Below are 19,336 nucleotides of genomic sequence, written 5' to 3' on the forward strand. Positions count from 1 at the left end.
TGAGTCCTGATGTTTATTCCGCCGAAATTCCTGATGAAGTTAAAATAAGAGATGAACAAAAGAATGTGTTACAAACTTGGCATGTTAGTAACGAAATTGATAACTCTCTTTTACATGATAAAAAGACTGGGTTTGATACATTTGTATTTGAAAGAGATGTAGATGGTAAAAAGCAAGTAGTAGCACTCAGGGGGACATAAGGTGATGATCTTTTTGGAGAGGGTGTCCCAGACCTTACTACAGATATTGATTATATATGGGGGTAAATAAGTTGAAAAACATTGAAGTTCTAAATAAATACATTGAAGGGTTTTCTGATGATCTCCCTACGTGGTTAAAGCATCTAATCGAGGCAGAGGAGATACATCAAAACTATGAGAATGTACAAGTACTTGGTGAATTAAAAACAGATGCGGTGTTGTACTATGTACACCGTACGCTGCAAGTGTTAGATGGATTGTCTTTAGATGAAGAAGCGTATCGCATTATTGAAAAAGTACTAACGTATAGTGAGCTTGCAAAGGTAGGCTCTTTAAAACAGCGAGAGAAATGGAAGAAGAACGGAATCAATCTATTGGTACATAACGAGGGTTCTGCTGATATCTTTAGTGATATTCAGTTTATCGAACATATAGAGACAAACTTAAACTCTACTGAGTATTTGTTTGTTCGAGATTTAATTAGAACACATGGATTAATCGGGCAGTATATCCGCGGAGAGGCTCGTTTGAACTCTCATATTGATTTAATTGACACATATAAAGAAGAATACGGAGACGTTAGGTTAAAGGAGATTCTATACTATCTTAATCAATGTATTATTGAAGGTGTATCAAAATCTTTGTGGAGCGAAGTAAAGAACGATGTGAAGATTACAATTGATGGGCTATTTGATGGTTATGTGGAGCCATTTACTTCTCGTGTACATAGACTCACGCCAAAACATAAGGAGTCAGTATTTGAAAAAGATATAATTATGGGGAGCGAGAAGAGAGACGTTCAAACATTTTTATCTGATAAGGATTTGTGGTATGTAGAACCGTCTATGCATGCCCTTAGCTTCGAGGATATTTGGACAGTTTTTGTTATGTTAAAGAACGAGATAGGCACTAGAAAGGTTCAGCATATCCATTTCGAGAAATTGATGCAGCAGTTGCACTATGATTTCAAAGGCGAGAAGAAGGACAACGTGTATCGTAAGCGGGTTATTGAGAAGTATCTACGGGAGTACCGTGAGAACGAGAAGCCGAATACAACACATGTTTCTTTTGAGGTTAAAGTCGATGAAGATATGAAGACTGCGTATGTGTCGTTTCAGTTTTCTGCTGTAGGTGAAGCGTTAATCATCTTCTGTGTAGAGGCAGAAAAGATAGATATGATGCATGCTCGGGCAAATGTACTGCTCTTTGATTTCTTCGGGTTACGAAAGGATGCATATGATAGATTCCATAACGAAGAAGTGTACTTGGAGCATATGAATAGTTCGGCTGATGATAAACGAATTATTCTTGATTATATAAAGGGAGATACGATTGTAGATGTCGGATCCGGTGGTGGTGTTATGCTAGACATGATTGAAGAAGAGACCGAGGATAAACGAATCTACGGTATCGATATTTCCGAAAATGTGATTGATACGTTGAAAAAGAAGAAACAGGACGAAAGTCGTTCTTGGGACGTCATTAAAGGGGATGCTATCAACTTAGGTAGCTCGTTTGATAAAGAATCGGTTGATACGATTGTGTATTCTTCTATCCTTCATGAGCTGTTCTCTTATATTGAGTATGAAGGTAAGAAATTCAATCATGAAGTAATCAAAAAGGGGTTACAGAGTGCTTACGAGGTGATAAAGCCAGGAGGTCGTATTATCATTCGTGATGGCATCATGACTGAAGATAAAATGTTAATGCGTGTGATTCATTTTAAAGATGCAGGTGGAATGAAGTTCTTAGAGCAGTATGTCCGTGAATTTAAGGGGCGTATAATCCAGTATGAGGTACTTGCAGACAATACAGTCAAAATGCCTGTTAACGATGCGATGGAGTTCTTATATACGTATACATGGGGTGAGGATTCCTTCGTTCACGAGGTGCAAGAGCAGTTTGGAATCTTTACGCCAAACGACTATCAGGATTTCGTAAAGGGTATCTTTGGAGATAAAGTAAACATCGTTCAAGCTATGAACTATTTACAGGATGGATATACACAACATCTTAGCGAGAAAATCGATTTTAAAGATGAGTCTGGGAATGCGGTTGTGCTACCGGATAGTACGTTCTTTATGGTTTTAGAAAAGAGGTAATGATATTGAAAACTTATAAAAAGTTTAGTTTGTGGGTTTCGATATGTTTGTGGAGGATCTCGTTCTAAAGCATATGCAATGACGGGAGATTACATGGAAAGCGAACCTTTCTGTGTATACATTCCAAAAGCATTGCGAAAACAGAAAAAGAACGTAAAAAAGGGACATGAGTAAGAATATGCTCATGCCCTTTGTTTAGATTATATAATTTATTGTACTTCGCATCAGTCGTATGATGATCTAAGAAATGAAAAACGCTCGGTTTCCCATCTTTCGTTAAAAATCCACTATCTTGATTCATTATGCTGAAACGAGTTTTTACGTATAATTTCTATTAAACTCATTTTAATAAAGAATAATAATTCGTATCATATGGGATATCATCTTGATACATATAATTTTTTAGAACGCCTTCTTTTTCAAATCCTAATTTTAATAGCACTTTATTTGAAGCCTCATTTTCAAGAAAGACAATTGCTCCGATACGTTTTAAATGAAGTGTGTGGAAACCGTATGATATAACTTCAGAAACCGCTTCAGTCGCATATCCATTTCCCCAGTGTTCAGGCAAAAAGGCATAACTTATATTTGCTCGTTTATGTTCGGAAGACCAATCATGAAAACCAATTGTTCCAATGAGCCCTTTCTTGTCTTTTAATTCGATTCCCCATTTAATGCCGCTTCTTGCGTTGTACCCCAACTTAAAATTAGTAAGGATTTGTTTTACTTGATCCAAATTTTGCAATGGTTTTTGGCCATAATGGCGCAGGACATCAGTATTAGAAAAGCATTGTAGTATACTCGGTGCATCTTCTTCGGTAAGTTCTCGTAAAATGAGTCGGTTGGTTTTTAATATAGGAAACATATTTTCACTCCATTTCTTATGAAACTAGAATGTATTTGTTATTATATAATTTAATCTGAAAATAAAGATTATTCAAGAGGGAAGTATGGTTTTGATTTGTGATAAAATTGATTGTGGAATATATTTCAAAAAGAGGTTTGTATATGGAGAAAAACTCAATTTTAATTGTAGATGATGATCGAGATATTATTCGATTCGTTAATGAAAATTTAAAACAAGAAGGTTTTACTGTTTTTAGTGCTGACAACGGAGAAGAGGCGTTAGAGGTATTGAATAATAATGATGTTCAACTTGCTATCCTTGATGTTATGATGCCTCAAATGGATGGGATTGAATTGTGTAGAAGGATAAGAGAGAAATATAGTTTACCAATTATGTTTTTAAGCGCGAAATCATCGGACGTAGATAAAGTCGTTGGATTTAGTACTGGGGCAGATGATTATATTGTGAAACCGTTCAGTACAATTGAATTTATAGCAAGAGTGAAAGCTCAATTAAGAAGGTATACATACTTCAATCAAAATGCTGTTCAAGTAATAGAAAAGAAAATAAACATTAGAGGTTTAGAAATAGATGAAGTGTCGAGAACAGTGATGTTATATGGAGAAACAATCAATCTTACGAAAACTGAATATGATATTTTGTACTTAATGGCCGCTGCAATGAATCGTGTGTTTACTATTGAAGAAATATATGAAAGCGTTTGGAAAGAAAGGGCCTATGAAAGTAATAATACAGTAATGGTTCATATTGCAAGATTAAGAAATAAAATTGAAGAGAATCCAAAAGAGCCGAAGTTTATTCAAAATGTTTGGGGAGTCGGATATAAAATTGAAGATTAAATCATTACAAGGCATGAGAGCTAAGTTTTTTATCGCATTCATATGTAGCATTTTGTTAGCAACTGTAAGTATAATAGCGTTTCAAATTGTAATTGGAAATATATATAGTCATGTTACTGCGTTAGAGGAAAAATATTCATTTTTATATTTAATAGTTTTTTTAATTTTTACTACAATATACTTTGCATTCATGACAAAAACAATGATGAAAAGATTATCTGAAATTAACAAGAGTCTGAAGGAAATAAGTAATGGTAATTTTGAAATACATATACTTATTTCAAAAAATGACGAGATTGGTGAATTAGCAGCGAATGTTAATAGAATGGCCAAAAGTTTAAAAGAGTCTATCGAGAATGAAAAAAAATCGCAAGAAATGAAAAATGAAATGATTAGTAATATTTCTCATGACCTACGAACACCTGTAACATCCCTAATAGGTTACGCGGACCTGTTAGGAAATCAGCTTCATTCAAATAGAGAAGAATGTGAACAGTATGTAAGTATATTAAAGCGAAAAAGTTATGAATTAAAAAATCAAGTAGATGGTTTATTAGAATATTGTCAAATAAATTATAGAGAGATCGAATTACATAAAAGTGTAATAAATATGAAAGCGTTCATTGAACAAATCATGATTGATTTTGTACCACAACTAGATGATGCTGATATGAGATTTTGTATTAAAGGTGATAAGGTGTTACATGTGGAAATGGATGTAGCGGTTATGGTGAGGCTATTCGAAAATGTAATTAGTAATAGTATTATGTACGGGAAAGACGGAAAGGAGCTTTTAATTCAAGTTTCTAAAAGAGATATGAATGTTGAAATAGAAATTAAAAATTTTGGACAATGCATTCCGAATGAGAACCTTCCTTACGTTTTTGAAAAGTTTTATCGTGGTGAAAAATCACGTAGCTCTCATACGGGTGGAAAAGGAATGGGGCTTGCAATTGCGAGAAGTATAGCGGAACTTCATAAAGGAGATATCACTGTACGTAGTAACGATAAAGAAACGGTTTTCACTATCGTTTTACCGCATTATAAAGAATTGTAAGAAAGTCGTAAGTATTTCTTTCATATGTCGTAATTTTTACTTCGTATCATGGGGAACAAAGATAGGAGAGTAGGGATACAGCATGTGGAAGAGATTTTTATTAGCGATTATAGTTGCTTTTTTAATTATAAGTTGGAGTTTAGTTTATTTAGGTAATGGCGTTACATCAGTCTTTGTGTGGTGGATTATACAGGCTTTTAGTGTAATTTCAGTTTTTCTCTTAATAGGCTCAGCAGTAATGTTTGTTTGGAAAGGCATTTTTAGAAAGCGGATAGATGGAACGCTACTATTAATAGTTCTGTTTTCTACCATTGGAGCTTGGCCCGTGGGGTGGTTCGCTAACATTGGGAGAATTGCATACCCAGTAGATGTACAGTCTATGAGTCCTAAAGTAGTCGTTCGTTTTCCTTTGAATGAACGAGCATTGATAGGTTGGGGCGGCGATAAATTAGAAACGAACTATCACGTTATAAAACCAAATGAACGATGGGCATACGATATTCTCATTCCACCTGCTGAAGTGAAAAGTAGTAAGTTAGAGGATTATGGAATATATGGAGCGAAAGTAATGGCACCAGCTTCTGGGACAGTTGTATCAATTAAAAATGATGAAATAGATTTAGTTCCGGGATCGGATGATTTTCAATCGATGGCGGGAAATCATATTTATTTACGACTGGATGAAACAGGTACATTTTTGTTTCTTGCCCATTTAAAGAAAGGATCAATTAAAGTGAGGGAAGGCGAACATGTAAATGAAGGAGAATTTCTTGCCCAAGTCGGTAACTCAGGAAGTTCAAGTGAACCACATTTACATATCCATCATCAAAGGCAGGATCCATCCAAGGTGAGTATGTTTTTCACGGAAGGCTTGCCACTTTATTTTCGAACTGAAAAAGGTGCGATAATGCCAGAAAGAGGGACATACATAAGTGGTAAGTAGAAGGAAATCATTTCATACAAAAAGGGTATTCCAAATCAAATTTGGAATACCCTTTTTTATTAACCTACAAATGTTTGATACAGTAAGAAAATATTTAAAACGATAATAAGTGCAGCGATTAACCACGCGATAAATGTTGTAATGCGATGGTTGACGAGTGCGCCCATAATCTTCTTATTACTTGTAAACATAATAAGTGGTACTAATGCAAAGGCAATACCGAAAGATAAGACAACTTGACTCATAACGAGAGCGTAAGTTGGATTTACACCTAAAGCGATAATAACGAGAGGCGGAATCATTGTTATAAATCGGCGTAAGTATAACGGAATATGCATTCGAATGAATCCTTGCATAATAATATCACCAGACATCGTACCAACAGAAGAACTAGATAAACCTGCTGATAAAAGTCCAATCCCAAATAATGCAGCCGATACAGGACCGACTAAATTACTGAACTGGTTAAAAGCAACATCAAGGTCTTCAACGTGCAAGCCGTTTTTAAAGAATAGTGCAGCTGCTACAATTAACATACTTGCATTAATTGCTCCAGCGATAACCATTGCAATAATAATATCGATGAATTCGAAGCGGAAAATCTTTTTCTTTTGTTCATCATTTGTTCCGACTACACGGCGCTGCGTTAAGGCCGAATGTAAATATATCGCGTGTGGCATTACTGTCGCACCTAAAATTCCAGCTGCTAAAAGGATGCTATCTACACCTTGGAATTTTGGAGTGAAAAGTCCTGAGAGTAGAGGGCTTAATTCCGGTTTTGCGTAAAAGACTTGGATACCAAAAGCGATAACAACGATAAAAATCATACCTGTTATGATAGCTTCTAATGGACGAAAGCCTCTGCGTTGAAATTCAAGAATAATAAATGATCCAACTGCTGTAATTAAAGCAGCTGGTAACATCGGAATTCCAAATAGTAAGTATAAGCCAAGTGCTGCCCCGATAAATTCAGCTAAATCTGTAGCCATAATAACGAGTTCCCCTTGTATCCATAAACCGATGGAAACTGGTTTGGGGAAGTTTTCGCGAGCTACTTCAGGAAGATTTCTCCCAGTAGCGATTCCTAATTTAGCTGATAAAGTTTGAATTAATACAGCCATTAAATTAGAAGCGAGTATTACCCAAAGCAATAAATACCCATATTGTGATCCAGCTGCGATATTTGTAGCGAAGTTCCCAGGATCAATATAAGCAACTGATGCGATAAAAGCAGGTCCTAAGAATGGTAACAGTCTTTTAAAGCCTTTTGTTTGTCCACTTAACGCTAAATGGGCTGATTGAACTGTTGTACTTTGAGAAGGGACTTGTTCATCTTTTGTTATATCTTTATTCATAGTAGTATTCCCCTTTGAAATCTTAACTTGATTAAAGTTTCACTTTATTCTTACTCATTATTTCAATACATTTGGATATATGATGTGGCAATTTCATTTGAACATAAAAGTTTCCTTAATGCAAATTATATGACTGTGTGCAATGAATGGTGTGACGATGCAAAAATATTTTGGGAGTTTATGGTTGCTGAATAAGGGAGAAGATAATAAATTATAGGGTTGTTTTTGAATTTTATGTGAACATACAGCCTATATTACAGCATATTAATTGATGGAAATGAAATTGTATGATATATAATATATTGGGATTACAACCTAACCGTAGTGTTTTGTTCTGTAATCTTGTTTTTATTTCTGTTAACTTATAGAAAAAATTGTAAATAGAAGAAAATAGGCTACGTATAATTTTGTATATATTTTCTTATTATATATGTTTTGATATGAACGTTAACTTATACATGATTTTAAAATTTAGATAGGTGGTAGAAATACATTGGCAACTACAAAACCATATAGAGTATTACTATATTACATGTACACAACAATTGAAAACCCAGAAGAATTTGCTGAACAGCATTTAGAATTTTGTAAATCACTTGAGTTAAAAGGAAGAATTCTTGTAGCGACAGAAGGAATTAACGGAACTTGTTCTGGAACTGTTGAACAAACAGAAAAATACGTGGAAGCGATGAATAATGATCCACGTTTTGCTGGAATCGTATTTAAAATTGATGAGGCAGATGAACATGCATTCAAGAAAATGCACGTACGTCCTCGTTCAGAGTTAGTTACACTTCGTCTAGAAGACGACATTAACCCGAAAGAAATTACAGGGAAGTATTTAGAACCAAAAGATTTTTATGAGGCAATGAAACAAGAAGATACAGTTATCATTGATGCACGAAATGATTATGAATTTGATTTAGGACACTTCAAAGGTGCGATTAAACCAGATATTGAATCATTCCGTGAATTACCAGATTGGATTAGAGAAAATAAAGAAACACTTGAAGGTAAAAAGATTTTAACGTACTGTACAGGGGGAATTCGTTGTGAGAAATTCTCAGGTTGGTTAGTTCGTGAAGGTTATGAAGATGTAAGCCAGCTTCATGGCGGAATTGTAACGTACGGAAAAGATCCAGAAGTACAAGGTGAACTTTGGGATGGTCAATGTTACGTATTTGATGAGCGTATCGCTGTACCAGTAAACCAAAAAGAGCACGTTATCGTTGGTAAAGATCATTTTACAGGTGAACCTTGTGAGCGCTATGTAAACTGTGCAAACCCTGAATGTAACAAGAAAATTTTATGTTCTGAAGAAAGTGAAGCAAAACATTTACGTGCATGTTCTCATGAATGTCGTGTACACCCACGTAATCGTTATATCGTGCAACACGAATTAACAGAAGAGCAAGTAGCTGCTACATTAGAAAAAATCGAAGCAGGTAAGTAAGCAAAATTAGCCTAATAAAAAAACAGATGGTAGCATCGTGCTGCCATCTGTTTTTTATTTACTTCGTATCTTTTTTCTCTTTAACAGCAGATAATACAGTTTGTTTTACCCATGCTTTTCTTCTTTTATGCTGTATAGCCCATTGGTATAAACCTTGTGCACCTAAAATGAGGGAAATGACTATACCGCTAATCGCTATTAATAGAGCGAAAAATTCAAAAGGCGATGATATTTTGTTTGAATCGGTGTTTCTTAAAAGATCAATCATAGTAAACCCTAACATTTGGCCTACAACAGAATAGAGCGTTAAAATTAATAATAAGAGGCTATCTTTTTTTGAAGCAACATTTTCTTGATATTTAAATAAACTATCGAGATTTTGTTTCGCGTTCGTGTACAGTACTTCAATGTTAAAAAGTTTTCTTAGACGAAAGAAAATATCTTCACTTTGTGATTGGGATACTAATTCTAAAGAAAAATAATTAGCTGTAAACGAATTTATTGAATAAATTAATTTCTCAATCTCATTTGTATCTTGTTCAATATTTAATTCAGCATAGGCGTTTGCCATCTTTAATAAAACAACTTTATGAAATAAATTTAATAATAAAGCGTAATAAAACTCCCCGTACATTTGGCTAGCAAGTTTAGCTATTTTATTATCATCTTCGTTCGTAATACATGTGAAAATATGTTCTTCCATAATAAAGTAACGGTTAGGAGCCCATCTTTGATAAGAATGTTTTGTTAAATAATCGTGAATATAAGGAACATTATTTGCACTAATATATGGTTTACCATCATCTGATAATCCGGAAAGACTGGAAGCTCGATATACATCGATTATATGAAGGTCTGACTCTTTGTTTATGGATAATAGAGTTTGTACATACATTCGCTGGTCTTCAAAGAAAGGGAATGTTTGAAAGTAAGAACTCCGCAATCTCTTGTTCTCAAAGAAGTCTGTTAAACCATGAAATAAATCACCGAATATAAGTTTTTCTACTTGTGAATATTTTTTTCCATCACATTCAATACAAATAGTCTCAGTCGTATCACTTTTAGTTTCAAGTACACGGAAGCGAGCCGCAAATTCAATCGCTTCTGATAATGTCATGTTAGGAGCGGTTTTTATTTCTGTCCGAATTGTTAAGAACCCAAGCTCATAAGGACAAAGTGTTACATCAATAGAATGTATCTTGAATGGAACGGAAATAAGGTTAGTTGTTAAATGTCCATTTAAATTAAGGTCTTTAGAATAGCGCTGTAATCCTTTTTGATGTTCTGAATGAGGAAAGAGAATTTTATTTGTAAAGGAAAGATAGTATGCTTCCATATTTTGATGTGAAACTTGAAATTTCCCGTAATATGTATTTTCATCTTCAAGATGATCGAGTCGAAAAGGTCGAAAATCATTTTTTTGTAAGAAAGGGAACATATTTTGTTCATATCCAGTTTTAAACGAAAACGGGATATAAATTGAAATATAGCTGTTGTTACATCTTTTTCCTCGATTGTTTGTATTGCCTCCATTTACATTGTTTCCTTTCCGTATAAGCTATAGAAACAACATGCCCAATTTTTCTTGAAAATAACCTCTCTTGTTCATTAGATTGAGAATGAAAATTCAGCTTATTTAACAAGGGACATGTATAATGTTATGTATACTAAAATTAGTATAATTGTGTTAGAAAAAGGGGGATGTTGTATGCGTATTTTAGTATTAGGAGCTGGGGGCGTTGGCGGATTTTTCGGTGGCCGATTAGTAGAAAAGGGAGAAGATGTTACATTTCTCATTCGCAGCAAAAGAAAACAGCAATTAGAAGAAAAAGGCCTTGTTATTCGTAGTGTTAATGGAGATTTTTCATTTCAACCGAAATTGGTAACGAAAGAAGATAGAACGACTCCATTTGATGTGATTTTATTCTCAACAAAAGCGTATCACCTAAACGAGGCAATAACAGATTTGAAACCATTTGTAGGAGAGAATACAGTAATAATTCCAGTGTTAAATGGTATCGCTCATTTAACACTATTACAAAAGGAATTCGGCGTGGAAAAAGTAATTGGCGGTTTATGCTTTATCGAGACGACGTTAAACGATCAAGGAGAAATTGTACAAACTAGTGTTGCCAACAGACTTGTATTTGGGGAAATTAAGCCTCAAGATTCAGAGAGAATAAAGCTTATTTCTAAAACATTTGCAGATACAAAAGCTAGTTTTGTTTTAAGTGAAAATATTGTGCAAGATATGTGGCATAAATATTTATTTATCACCGTAATGTCAGGTGTGACAACATTAATGCGTGCGCCGATAGGACCGATTCGTGAGAGTGATGGAGGCCGAGAATTTATTAGGAACTTATTTGAAGAATCAGTGCAAATCATGAAATCTATGGGGGCTCCAGTTAAGGACAATATCGCCCAGGAACATATGAAAACGATTGATAAAATTTCGTATGATATGAAGTCATCGATGCAACGGGATATGGAAAAAGGTTCGCTCATTGAAGGGAAGCATTTACAAGGATACTTATTGAAATTAGCAGAGGAAATGTCTATAGATGTGCCTTTATTAAGTGTTGTGTATCAAAATTTAAAGGTATATGAAAAAATGATTTTTACTAAAGAAATGGTATGAAAAAGAGTAAAGGATAGCAAAATATAAATGTTGCTATCCTTTTTTTGTTTCTTTTTGACAATTTATTCGTTTCTTTTCGGTTTATCTGTCGTATTTCGTTCTCTTTCACGTTTACCATATAGCTGATTAATTTCATTTGCTACTGCATCTAAATATGAATCGGAAAAAAGTGGCTTCTTTTCTTTAGACATACGGGTCTCCTTTGTGGATTTTTAGTATTCATTATGTATATTTTTCGGTGGATTATGCGCAATCGTTTTAATTTTTTTCTTTTTTAAAATTTTTGTTTACTTTTTGAAAATAAAGGAGTATTATAATCCACAGTTTCAATTTTCTAAATCGCTGAAGCCGCATGGTGCGGGGGACCCGTTCTTATGGATTAGTACATAATCCAATGGGGTGAATCCTTGAAAAAGGTAGGGCTACTCATAGGCCCGAATCCGACAGCTAACCTCGTAAGCGTTATATTGAGAAGGAAGGTGGAGCTTGTGCGACAAAAAAAATAATGTCTACAAGTCTATTTCGTTATGGCTTGTAGACATTTTTTGTTTTCTGAAGAAATAGTTTATCCGCTGTAATTAGCAGAAAAATTCGTGCAAAATTATTGGAGAGTGGACAGCAGTGGTTTCATCTATCAAAAGGTTTTTAATTGGAAGGCCGTTAAAATCAACTGAGTTAGGAGAGCAAAAGCTTAATAAAACGAAGGCGCTAGCCATTTTATCTTCTGACGCATTGTCATCGGTTGCATACGGACCAGAGCAAATATTAATTGCACTAGCAGGCCTTGGAGCGGTAGCTTATTGGTATTCCATTCCGATTGCAATTGGGGTATTAGTATTATTGACAGCTCTTATTTTATCTTATCGACAAATTATTTTTGCTTACCCTCATGGCGGCGGAGCATATGTTGTATCAAAAGAGAATTTAGGGATGAATCCAGGCTTAATAGCAGGAGGATCTTTATTAGTTGATTACATTTTAACGGTTGCAGTAAGTGTATCTGCGGGTACAGATGCGCTCACATCTGCTTTTCCTAGCTTACATGCACATAATGTAATCATTGCGATTATATTTGTCATATTGATTACCATCTTAAATTTAAGAGGCGTAACGGAATCAGCTTCCGTTTTAGCATATCCGGTTTATTTATTCGTTGTAGCATTATTTATATTAATTGGTGTAGGAATATATAATATTTTGACTGGTCACGTTTCACCCACGCTGCATTCGCCAATTGGAACACCAGTTGCGGGAATTAGTTTGTTCTTACTGTTACGAGCATTTGCTTCAGGAAGCTCTGCTTTAACGGGTGTTGAGGCGATATCTAACGCAATTCCAAACTTTAAAGATCCTGCACCTAACAATGCAGCGAAAACATTGCTTGCAATGGGTGCATTACTTGCAGTTTTATTTTCTGGAATTGTCTTTTTAGCTTATTATTACGGAATTAATCCAAGTAAGGAAGTAACAGTCGTTTCACAAATTGCTGAACAAACTTTTGGACGTAATTTCATGTACTATTTCATACAAGGTACAACAGCTTTAATATTAATTCTTGCGGCTAACACAGGTTATTCTGCATTTCCACTATTAGCGGTTAATCTTGCAAAAGATAAGTTCATACCGAGAATGTTTACGATTAGAGGAGACCGCCTAGGTTATTCAAACGGTATTATTATACTTGGGATTTCTTCGATTATTTTAATTGTAGCTTTTCAGGGGAAAACAGAACACTTGATTCCGCTATATGCAGTAGGGGTATTTATTCCGTTTACACTTTCTCAAACTGGAATGGTACTAAAATGGCTTCGTGAAAAGCCTGAAGGATGGGCTTTAAGATTAACGGTCAATTTAATTGGTGCAGTCATTAGTTTTATCGTAATGAGTATGTTCTTTTTAACTAAATTCGCACAAGTTTGGTCGATCCTTATTTTCTTACCTGCCATTATCTTCTTGTTCCATCGAATAAAGAAGCATTATGATGCAGTGGGGGATCAATTAAGTTTAAAAACTTGTGAACCACTTGTTCCGATTGAAGGGAATGTAATTGTCGTTCCTGTAGCTGGTATGACTCATGTAGTAGAAAATTCACTGAACTATGCTAAAGCTCTTTCTGCAGATCAAGTTATCGCTGTGTATGTTGCTTTTGACAGAGAAGAGGAAAAGAAATTTGAAGAGAAATGGGAGAAGTGGCAACCTGAAGTAAGGCTTGTTACATTACATTCTCATTATAGAAGTATTATTCAGCCGCTAACAAAATTTATTGATACAGTACAATATAAGGCGAGTGAATCAAATTACCGAGTTACGGTCGTTATACCACAGTTTATTCCGAAAAAAGGTTGGCATAACATTCTTCATAATCAGTCTAGTTTACTCATTCGTGCGTATTTACTCTATAAAAGAAATGTTGTTATTACGACAGTTCCATATCATTTGAAAAAGTAATAAGATTTTTTAAGGATAGCTTCACGAAAGTGAAGCTATCCTTTTTGTGTATATGCTATGCATAATTGCATATAGGCCTTAAAGTTATATTACTATAATATAATCACTTATGAGTAAACAGTGTTTTTTGTTGTGATATATGGATATTTTAATGGAGGGAGTTAAGTGGATTTTATTTTGGAATAAGGACATGAGGTCTTGAAAATAAAGGGAATTAAAATACTTCTTTACGATAGATGAATAGCTGTGTTTAAATGACCTTACAGTACAAAACTTTAATAAAAACAAAACGGAATTTCATATTTACGTGCGTTATTTATCTTAAAATGAATAATATTTTCATGTAATATATTCACTGTGTGAATATGGAAATTGCGATGAAACAGAAATTTTATACAATATTATTCATACTAAGCACATGTGAAAAGTTATGAAATGTTTTATAACAATAAGTAAGTACTGTAGAAATAAAGTTTGAGAGAGGTGTTTCGTACATGACTCACGGTGAGAACGTTCTCTATTTTTAACCATCTCAAATAATGTGCAAGAAAATAGAATAATAAAATGCGATAGTAATAGTTGCTAATACATAGGAGGGGTTAAAGTGAAAAAAACTTTAATTACAGGGTTATTGGTTACAGCAGTATCTACGAGTTGCTTCATTCCTGTAAGCGCTTACGCTGAAGAGGGGCAACCAAAGGTGAAAGTATTAAACGTGCAAAATGTAATTGCTCCAAATACATTATCAAATTCAATTAGAATGTTAGGGTCACAGTCACCACTTATCCAAGCATACGGATTAGTTATTTTACAACAACCAGACATTAAGGTAAATGCGATGAGTAGTTTGACGAATCATCAAAAATTTGCAAAGGCGAATGTACGAGAGTGGATTGATGAATATAATCCGAAGCTAATCGACTTAAATCAAGAGATGATGAGATACAGCACTAGATTTAATAGCTATTATAGTAAGCTCTATGAACTAGCAGGAAAAGTAAATGAAGATGAACAGGCAAAAGCAGATTTTACAAACGCATATGGAAAATTACAATTGCAAGTCCAAAGCATTCAAGAGAGTATGGAGCAAGATTTATTAGAGTTAAATCGATTTAAAACGGTATTAGACAAAGATAGTAATAACTTATCAATTAAAGCTGATGAAGCAATAAAAACACTGCAAGGATCAAGTGGAGATATTGTGAAATTAAGAGAAGACATAAAAAGAATTCAAGGGGAAATTCAAGCTGAACTAACTACTATTTTGAATAGACCACAAGAAATTATTAAAGGTTCTATTAATATCGGTAAACAAGTATTTACAATTACAAATCAAACTGCACAAACGAAAACAATCGACTTTGTTTCTATCGGTACTTTAAGTAATGAAATTGTAAATGCTGCAGATAGTCAAACGAGGGAAGCAGCTCTTCGTATTCAACAAAAGCAAAAAGAGTTATTACCGCTTATTCAGAAGTTATCACAAACTGAATTAGAGGCGACTCAAATTACATTTGTTGAAGATCAAGTAAGTAGCTTTACAGAACTAATTGATCGCCAAATTACAACTTTAGAAACGTTATTAACGGATTGGAAAGTTTTAAATAATAATATGATCCAAATTCAAACAAATATTGAAGAAGGCACGTATACAGACAGTAGTTTACTTCAAAAACATTTCAATCAACTTAAAAAAGTAAGTGATGAAATGAATAAGCAAACAAATCAATTTGAAGATTACGTTACAAACGTTGAAGTACATTAAACAGAAAAATAATTAGCGATATAGGGAGAGAAGAAAAATGACAAAAAAACCTTATAAAGTAATGGCTCTATCAGCACTTATGGCAGTATTTGCAGCAGGGAATATTATGCCGGCCCATACGTATGCAGCTGAAAGTACAGTGAAACAAGCTCCAGTTCATGCTGTAGCAAAAGCTTATAATGACTACGAAGAATATTCATTAGGACCAGAAGGCCTGAAAGATGCAATGGAAAGAACAGGTTCAAACGCTTTAGTAATGGATCTGTACGCTTTAACAATTATTAAACAAGGTAATGTTAACTTTGGTAATGTATCGTCTGTTGATGCGGCTTTAAAAGGGAAAGTGATTCAGCACCAGGATACAGCTAGAGGAAATGCGAAGCAATGGTTAGATGTATTAAAACCACAGCTTATTTCAACGAATCAAAATATTATTAATTACAATACGAAATTCCAAAACTATTATGATACTTTAGTCGCTGCGGTAGATGCAAAAGATAAAGCGACTCTTACGAAAGGTTTAACTAGATTATCAAGTAGTATTAATGAAAATAAAGCGCAAGTAGATCAGTTAGTAGAAGACTTGAAAAAATTCCGAAACAAAATGACGTCCGATACGCAAAACTTCAAAGGTGATGCAAATCAAATTACATCTATATTAGCTAGTCAAGATGCAGGAATCCCGCTTCTGCAAAATCAAATTACAACGTACAATGAAGCGATTAGTAAATATAATGCAATTATTATCGGTTCATCAGTTGCGACAGCTCTAGGGCCAATTGCAATTATTGGTGGTGCAGTAGTTATTGCTACAGGTGCAGGAACGCCGCTAGGAGTCGCGTTAATTGCAGGTGGTGCAGCAGCTGTAGGTGGTGGAACAGCTGGAATCGTATTAGCGAAGAAAGAGCTTGATAATGCACAGGCAGAAATTCAAAAGATAACAGGACAAGTTACAACTGCCCAATTAGAAGTGGCAGGACTAACGAACATTAAAACACAAACTGAGTATTTAACAAACACAATTGATACAGCAATTACAGCGTTGCAAAATATTTCAAACCAATGGTATACAATGGGATCGAAATATAATTCATTACTTCAAAATGTAGACTCTATTAGTCCAAACGACCTTGTTTTCATTAAGGAAGACCTGAATATAGCTAAAGATAGCTGGAAAAACATTAAAGACTATGCAGAAAAGATTTATGCTGAAGATATTAAAGTAGTAGATACGAAAAAAGCATAATAGCGATTAAACTGTTACAACATTATGTATAGATAATTGATTATTATAAAATAGAGAGCTCCTGTTCAGTAGTGAGCAGGAGTTCTTTTACCTCTAACGTTTCATATCCTCATAAAAAGAATAGGTGATAAGTATGCGTAATAATTTCTATAAAAAATGCCTTTTAACGATAATGATTGCTGGAGTGGCAACGAGTAATGTGCTTCCTTTACATCCTTTTGCAGCGGAACAAAACGTAAAAACATTGCAAGAGAGTGCAAAAAATTATTCTCTCGGACCAGCAGGATTCCAAGATGTAATGGCGCAAACGACATCAAGTATATTTGCGATGGATTCATATGCAAAATTAATTCAAAATCAACAAGAGACTGATTTGAGTAAAATAAGTTCAATTAATGGTAATTTAAGAGGGAATATGATTCAGCATCAAAAAGATGCAAAAATTAATGCGGCATATTGGTTAAATAATATGAAGCCTCAAATTATGAAAACGGATCAAAATATTATTGATTACAACAATACTTTTCAAGCGTACTATAGTGACATGCTATTAGCGATTGATCAAAAAGATAGCGTAAAGTTAAAAGCGGATTTAGAAAAGTTGTATGCGGACATTTTAAAGAATCAAAATGAGGTAGATGTATTATTAGGGAATTTGAAAGCTTTTCGCGATAGAATGGCGAAAGACACAAATAGTTTTAAAGAGGATACAAATCAATTAACAGCGATTTTGGCAAGTACGAATGCTGGTATTCCAGCTCTAGAGCAACAAATAAATACATATAACGATTCGATCAAAAAGAGTAACGATATGGTGATTGCTGGTGGTGTACTTTGCGTAGCATTAATAACTTGTCTTGCGGGGGGACCGATGATTGCGATTGCGAAAAAAGATATTGCAAATGCAGAACGAGAAATAGCCAGTTTAAAGAATAGAATTTCTGGATCGCAAGCAGAAGTGGCAATTTTGACAGATGCAAAAAATAAAACAACTAATATGACAGAAACAATTGATGCAGCAATTACAGCACTGCAAAACATATCAAATCAGTGGTATACGGTAGGTGCGAAATATAATAATTTACTACAAAACGTAAAAGGAATCAGTCCCGAAGAATTTACCTTTATAAAAGAAGATTTAAATACAGCGAAAGATAGCTGGAAGGATGTAAAAGATTATACAGAAAAATTACATGAAGGCGTGGCGAAATAAATAGCGGACTAGTTCCACTGTTTATTTTTTTATCCCGTTTTTTGTGAGAGCCGAGCTTGTAATTTTACCCATAAGTTTGCCGTGTGTTTTATCAATGTAACTTTAGGATAATGTTTGATCAAATTGATACTAATAACCTTGATAAACTCCTGATCACGCTTTTTATATTTAATATTTTAAGTAAAAAAGCTATACTATAGGAAAAACTAAAAATTGGAAAGGAAATACTAGAACATGGAAAATTATTTGTTATTTATCCTTACAGCAATCCTAATCATAATAATGCCTGGTCCCGGTTTTGCCTTAGTTACAAAAAACACTATCTCGCATGGTAAAAATGGTGGGATAAAGACCGTCTTAGGAACGGTATCTGGAATGATGATTCATACAATAATGGCTACACTAGGACTTTCTGCCATCCTAATGAAATTTGCGATGTTATTTACATTTATAAAATATGCTGGGGCTTTTTATTTAATTTACTTAGCTGTAAAGTCAATTAAAAGTGCCTTACATAAAAAAGAAGATATGTCAGGTTCAGTGGGAATGAACTCTAAGGATATTGGAACGATTAAAAGTTTTAGACAAGGATTTACCACGGCAATCTTAAATCCAAAAACTGCTGTGTTTTTCCTTAGTTTTTTACCCCAATTTATTGTGAGCAATCAAAGTCATTTCCTACAATTTCTTTTGTTAGGAGTCACATTTACGACTTTGACAGCAATATGGTATTTACTTTATATCTCACTAATACGTCAATTAAGAACTTTTTTAAGAAAAGAAAGAGTGAATCGTACAATAGAGGGTATTACGGGCGCAGTATTATTAGTATTTGGAGTTAGGTTATTTTTCCAAAAATAAATATGTATATGAAAAGAGAAATAATCAATGGTGGTTATTTCTCTTTTCATTTATTCTAAAGCTACCATTTCACAATTTTATAATGATTTTAAGGTAGGGAAGTTGATCTTTTTCTCGGATAATTGGCATTATTAACCCCTTATATCAAAGTTAAAATTATTTATATAACAAAGAAGGAACCTATCATACTTCCTGATAGGTTCCTTCTTTAAATGCAAAAACTTCAAGTGTGTCAGGTTATGCTTCAAATCGTTACCGTTTCCATAAAGCTCTTATAAAGTTGAATGTCTTGTTATTTTTTACCTGATGCTGATGAGATACCATCATCCAATTTTTTTGATTCAA

General features: G+C 34.1%; 15 protein-coding genes, 2 pseudogenes and 1 riboswitch. Of the genes and pseudogenes, 13 read left to right on the forward strand and 4 right to left on the reverse strand.

Annotated features, from left to right (window positions below; genetic code table 11):
• Positions 1-256: 256 nt before the first annotated feature.
• A complete protein-coding gene (locus MKY70_RS09590; RefSeq protein WP_088032484.1) occupies positions 257-2,302 on the forward strand; it encodes a class I SAM-dependent methyltransferase in 2,046 nt (681 codons plus the stop codon).
• Positions 2,303-2,329: 27 nt separating this feature from the next.
• Positions 2,330-2,476 (forward strand): annotated as a pseudogene (locus MKY70_RS09595) (radical SAM/SPASM domain-containing protein); the annotation flags it as partial.
• A 166-nt stretch (positions 2,477-2,642) separates the two neighbouring features.
• Here MKY70_RS09595 and MKY70_RS09600 read toward each other — a convergent pair.
• A complete protein-coding gene (locus MKY70_RS09600; RefSeq protein ID WP_002031168.1) occupies positions 2,643-3,167 on the reverse strand; it encodes a GNAT family N-acetyltransferase in 525 nt (174 codons plus the stop codon).
• A 143-nt stretch (positions 3,168-3,310) separates the two neighbouring features.
• Between MKY70_RS09600 and MKY70_RS09605 the strand changes: the two genes are divergently transcribed.
• From MKY70_RS09605 to MKY70_RS09615, 3 genes are all read left to right on the forward strand, one after another.
• Entirely contained in the window at positions 3,311-4,009 is a 699-nt protein-coding gene (locus MKY70_RS09605) for a response regulator transcription factor (protein ID WP_341024040.1), read from the forward strand.
• Complete coding sequence (locus tag MKY70_RS09610) at positions 3,999-5,066, forward strand: sensor histidine kinase (protein WP_341024041.1); 1,068 nt, start codon at positions 3,999-4,001, stop codon at positions 5,064-5,066. The genes MKY70_RS09605 and MKY70_RS09610 overlap by 11 nt, the downstream gene beginning before the upstream one ends.
• A gap of 82 nt (positions 5,067-5,148) precedes the next feature.
• Positions 5,149-6,009, forward strand: coding sequence for a M23 family metallopeptidase (locus MKY70_RS09615; RefSeq protein ID WP_341024043.1), 861 nt, complete (start codon positions 5,149-5,151; stop codon positions 6,007-6,009).
• 59 nt (positions 6,010-6,068) lie between these two features.
• On the opposite strand, the gene MKY70_RS09620 is transcribed toward MKY70_RS09615, so the two are convergent.
• A complete protein-coding gene (locus MKY70_RS09620) occupies positions 6,069-7,364 on the reverse strand; it encodes an Nramp family divalent metal transporter (protein ID WP_001030684.1) in 1,296 nt (431 codons plus the stop codon).
• 27 nt (positions 7,365-7,391) lie between these two features.
• Between MKY70_RS09620 and MKY70_RS09625 the strand changes: the two genes are divergently transcribed.
• Together MKY70_RS09625 and trhO are read left to right on the forward strand one after the other, a co-directional pair.
• A complete protein-coding gene (locus tag MKY70_RS09625; protein ID WP_341074497.1) occupies positions 7,392-7,559 on the forward strand; it encodes a hypothetical protein in 168 nt (55 codons plus the stop codon).
• A 298-nt stretch (positions 7,560-7,857) separates the two neighbouring features.
• Positions 7,858-8,817, forward strand: coding sequence for an oxygen-dependent tRNA uridine(34) hydroxylase TrhO (gene trhO / locus MKY70_RS09630; protein ID WP_002086277.1), 960 nt, complete (start codon positions 7,858-7,860; stop codon positions 8,815-8,817).
• Between the two features lie 58 nt (positions 8,818-8,875).
• Here the strand turns inward: trhO and MKY70_RS09635 are convergent.
• A pseudogene (locus tag MKY70_RS09635) lies at positions 8,876-10,350 on the reverse strand (hypothetical protein).
• 175 nt (positions 10,351-10,525) lie between these two features.
• Here MKY70_RS09635 and panE point away from each other — a divergent pair.
• A complete protein-coding gene (panE, locus tag MKY70_RS09640; protein WP_088032486.1) occupies positions 10,526-11,458 on the forward strand; it encodes a 2-dehydropantoate 2-reductase in 933 nt (310 codons plus the stop codon).
• 62 nt (positions 11,459-11,520) lie between these two features.
• Here panE and MKY70_RS09645 read toward each other — a convergent pair whose 3' ends face one another.
• Entirely contained in the window at positions 11,521-11,649 is a 129-nt protein-coding gene (locus MKY70_RS09645; RefSeq protein WP_002086273.1) for a hypothetical protein, read from the reverse strand.
• Between the two features lie 139 nt (positions 11,650-11,788).
• Positions 11,789-11,935, forward strand: a riboswitch (cyclic di-AMP (ydaO/yuaA leader).
• Between the two features lie 144 nt (positions 11,936-12,079).
• Between MKY70_RS09645 and MKY70_RS09650 the strand changes: the two genes are divergently transcribed.
• From MKY70_RS09650 to MKY70_RS09670, 5 genes are all read left to right on the forward strand, one after another.
• On the forward strand, positions 12,080-13,906 hold the full coding sequence (locus MKY70_RS09650) for an APC family permease (protein WP_044440488.1): 1,827 nt from the start codon (positions 12,080-12,082) through the stop codon (positions 13,904-13,906).
• 604 nt (positions 13,907-14,510) lie between these two features.
• Positions 14,511-15,671 carry a non-hemolytic enterotoxin NHE subunit A gene (gene nheA / locus MKY70_RS09655; protein ID WP_088032488.1) on the forward strand — a complete coding sequence of 387 codons (1,161 nt, stop codon included), beginning with the start codon at positions 14,511-14,513 and terminating at the stop codon, positions 15,669-15,671.
• A gap of 37 nt (positions 15,672-15,708) precedes the next feature.
• On the forward strand, positions 15,709-16,917 hold the full coding sequence (gene nheB / locus MKY70_RS09660) for a non-hemolytic enterotoxin NHE subunit B (RefSeq protein ID WP_000162968.1): 1,209 nt from the start codon (positions 15,709-15,711) through the stop codon (positions 16,915-16,917).
• 133 nt (positions 16,918-17,050) lie between these two features.
• Positions 17,051-18,130: a non-hemolytic enterotoxin subunit C gene (gene nheC / locus MKY70_RS09665; RefSeq protein ID WP_088032489.1), complete on the forward strand. Its 1,080-nt coding sequence runs from the start codon at positions 17,051-17,053 to the stop codon at positions 18,128-18,130.
• 234 nt (positions 18,131-18,364) lie between these two features.
• Positions 18,365-18,991, forward strand: a complete 627-nt coding sequence (locus MKY70_RS09670; protein WP_088032490.1) for a LysE family translocator — start codon at positions 18,365-18,367, stop codon at positions 18,989-18,991.
• Positions 18,992-19,336 lie beyond the last annotated feature (345 nt).

The organism is Bacillus sp. FSL R9-9492 (assembly GCF_038007365.1).
In the GTDB taxonomy this organism is placed as follows: domain Bacteria; phylum Bacillota; class Bacilli; order Bacillales; family Bacillaceae_G; genus Bacillus_A; species Bacillus_A mycoides.

Bases quoted from the DNA above. Each gene is read 5' to 3' on its own strand.
- MKY70_RS09590 (WP_088032484.1), top strand. From the start codon at position 257: ATGGGGGTAAATAAGTTGAAAAACATTGAAGTTCTAAATAAATACATT.
- MKY70_RS09600 (WP_002031168.1), bottom strand. From the start codon at position 3,167: ATGTTTCCTATATTAAAAACCAACCGACTCATTTTACGAGAACTTACC.
- MKY70_RS09605 (WP_341024040.1), top strand. From the start codon at position 3,311: ATGGAGAAAAACTCAATTTTAATTGTAGATGATGATCGAGATATTATT.
- MKY70_RS09615 (WP_341024043.1), top strand. From the start codon at position 5,149: ATGTGGAAGAGATTTTTATTAGCGATTATAGTTGCTTTTTTAATTATA.
- MKY70_RS09620 (WP_001030684.1), bottom strand. From the start codon at position 7,364: ATGAATAAAGATATAACAAAAGATGAACAAGTCCCTTCTCAAAGTACA.
- panE (WP_088032486.1), top strand. From the start codon at position 10,526: ATGCGTATTTTAGTATTAGGAGCTGGGGGCGTTGGCGGATTTTTCGGT.
- MKY70_RS09645 (WP_002086273.1), bottom strand. From the start codon at position 11,649: ATGTCTAAAGAAAAGAAGCCACTTTTTTCCGATTCATATTTAGATGCA.
- nheB (WP_000162968.1), top strand. From the start codon at position 15,709: ATGACAAAAAAACCTTATAAAGTAATGGCTCTATCAGCACTTATGGCA.
- nheC (WP_088032489.1), top strand. From the start codon at position 17,051: ATGCGTAATAATTTCTATAAAAAATGCCTTTTAACGATAATGATTGCT.
- MKY70_RS09670 (WP_088032490.1), top strand. From the start codon at position 18,365: ATGGAAAATTATTTGTTATTTATCCTTACAGCAATCCTAATCATAATA.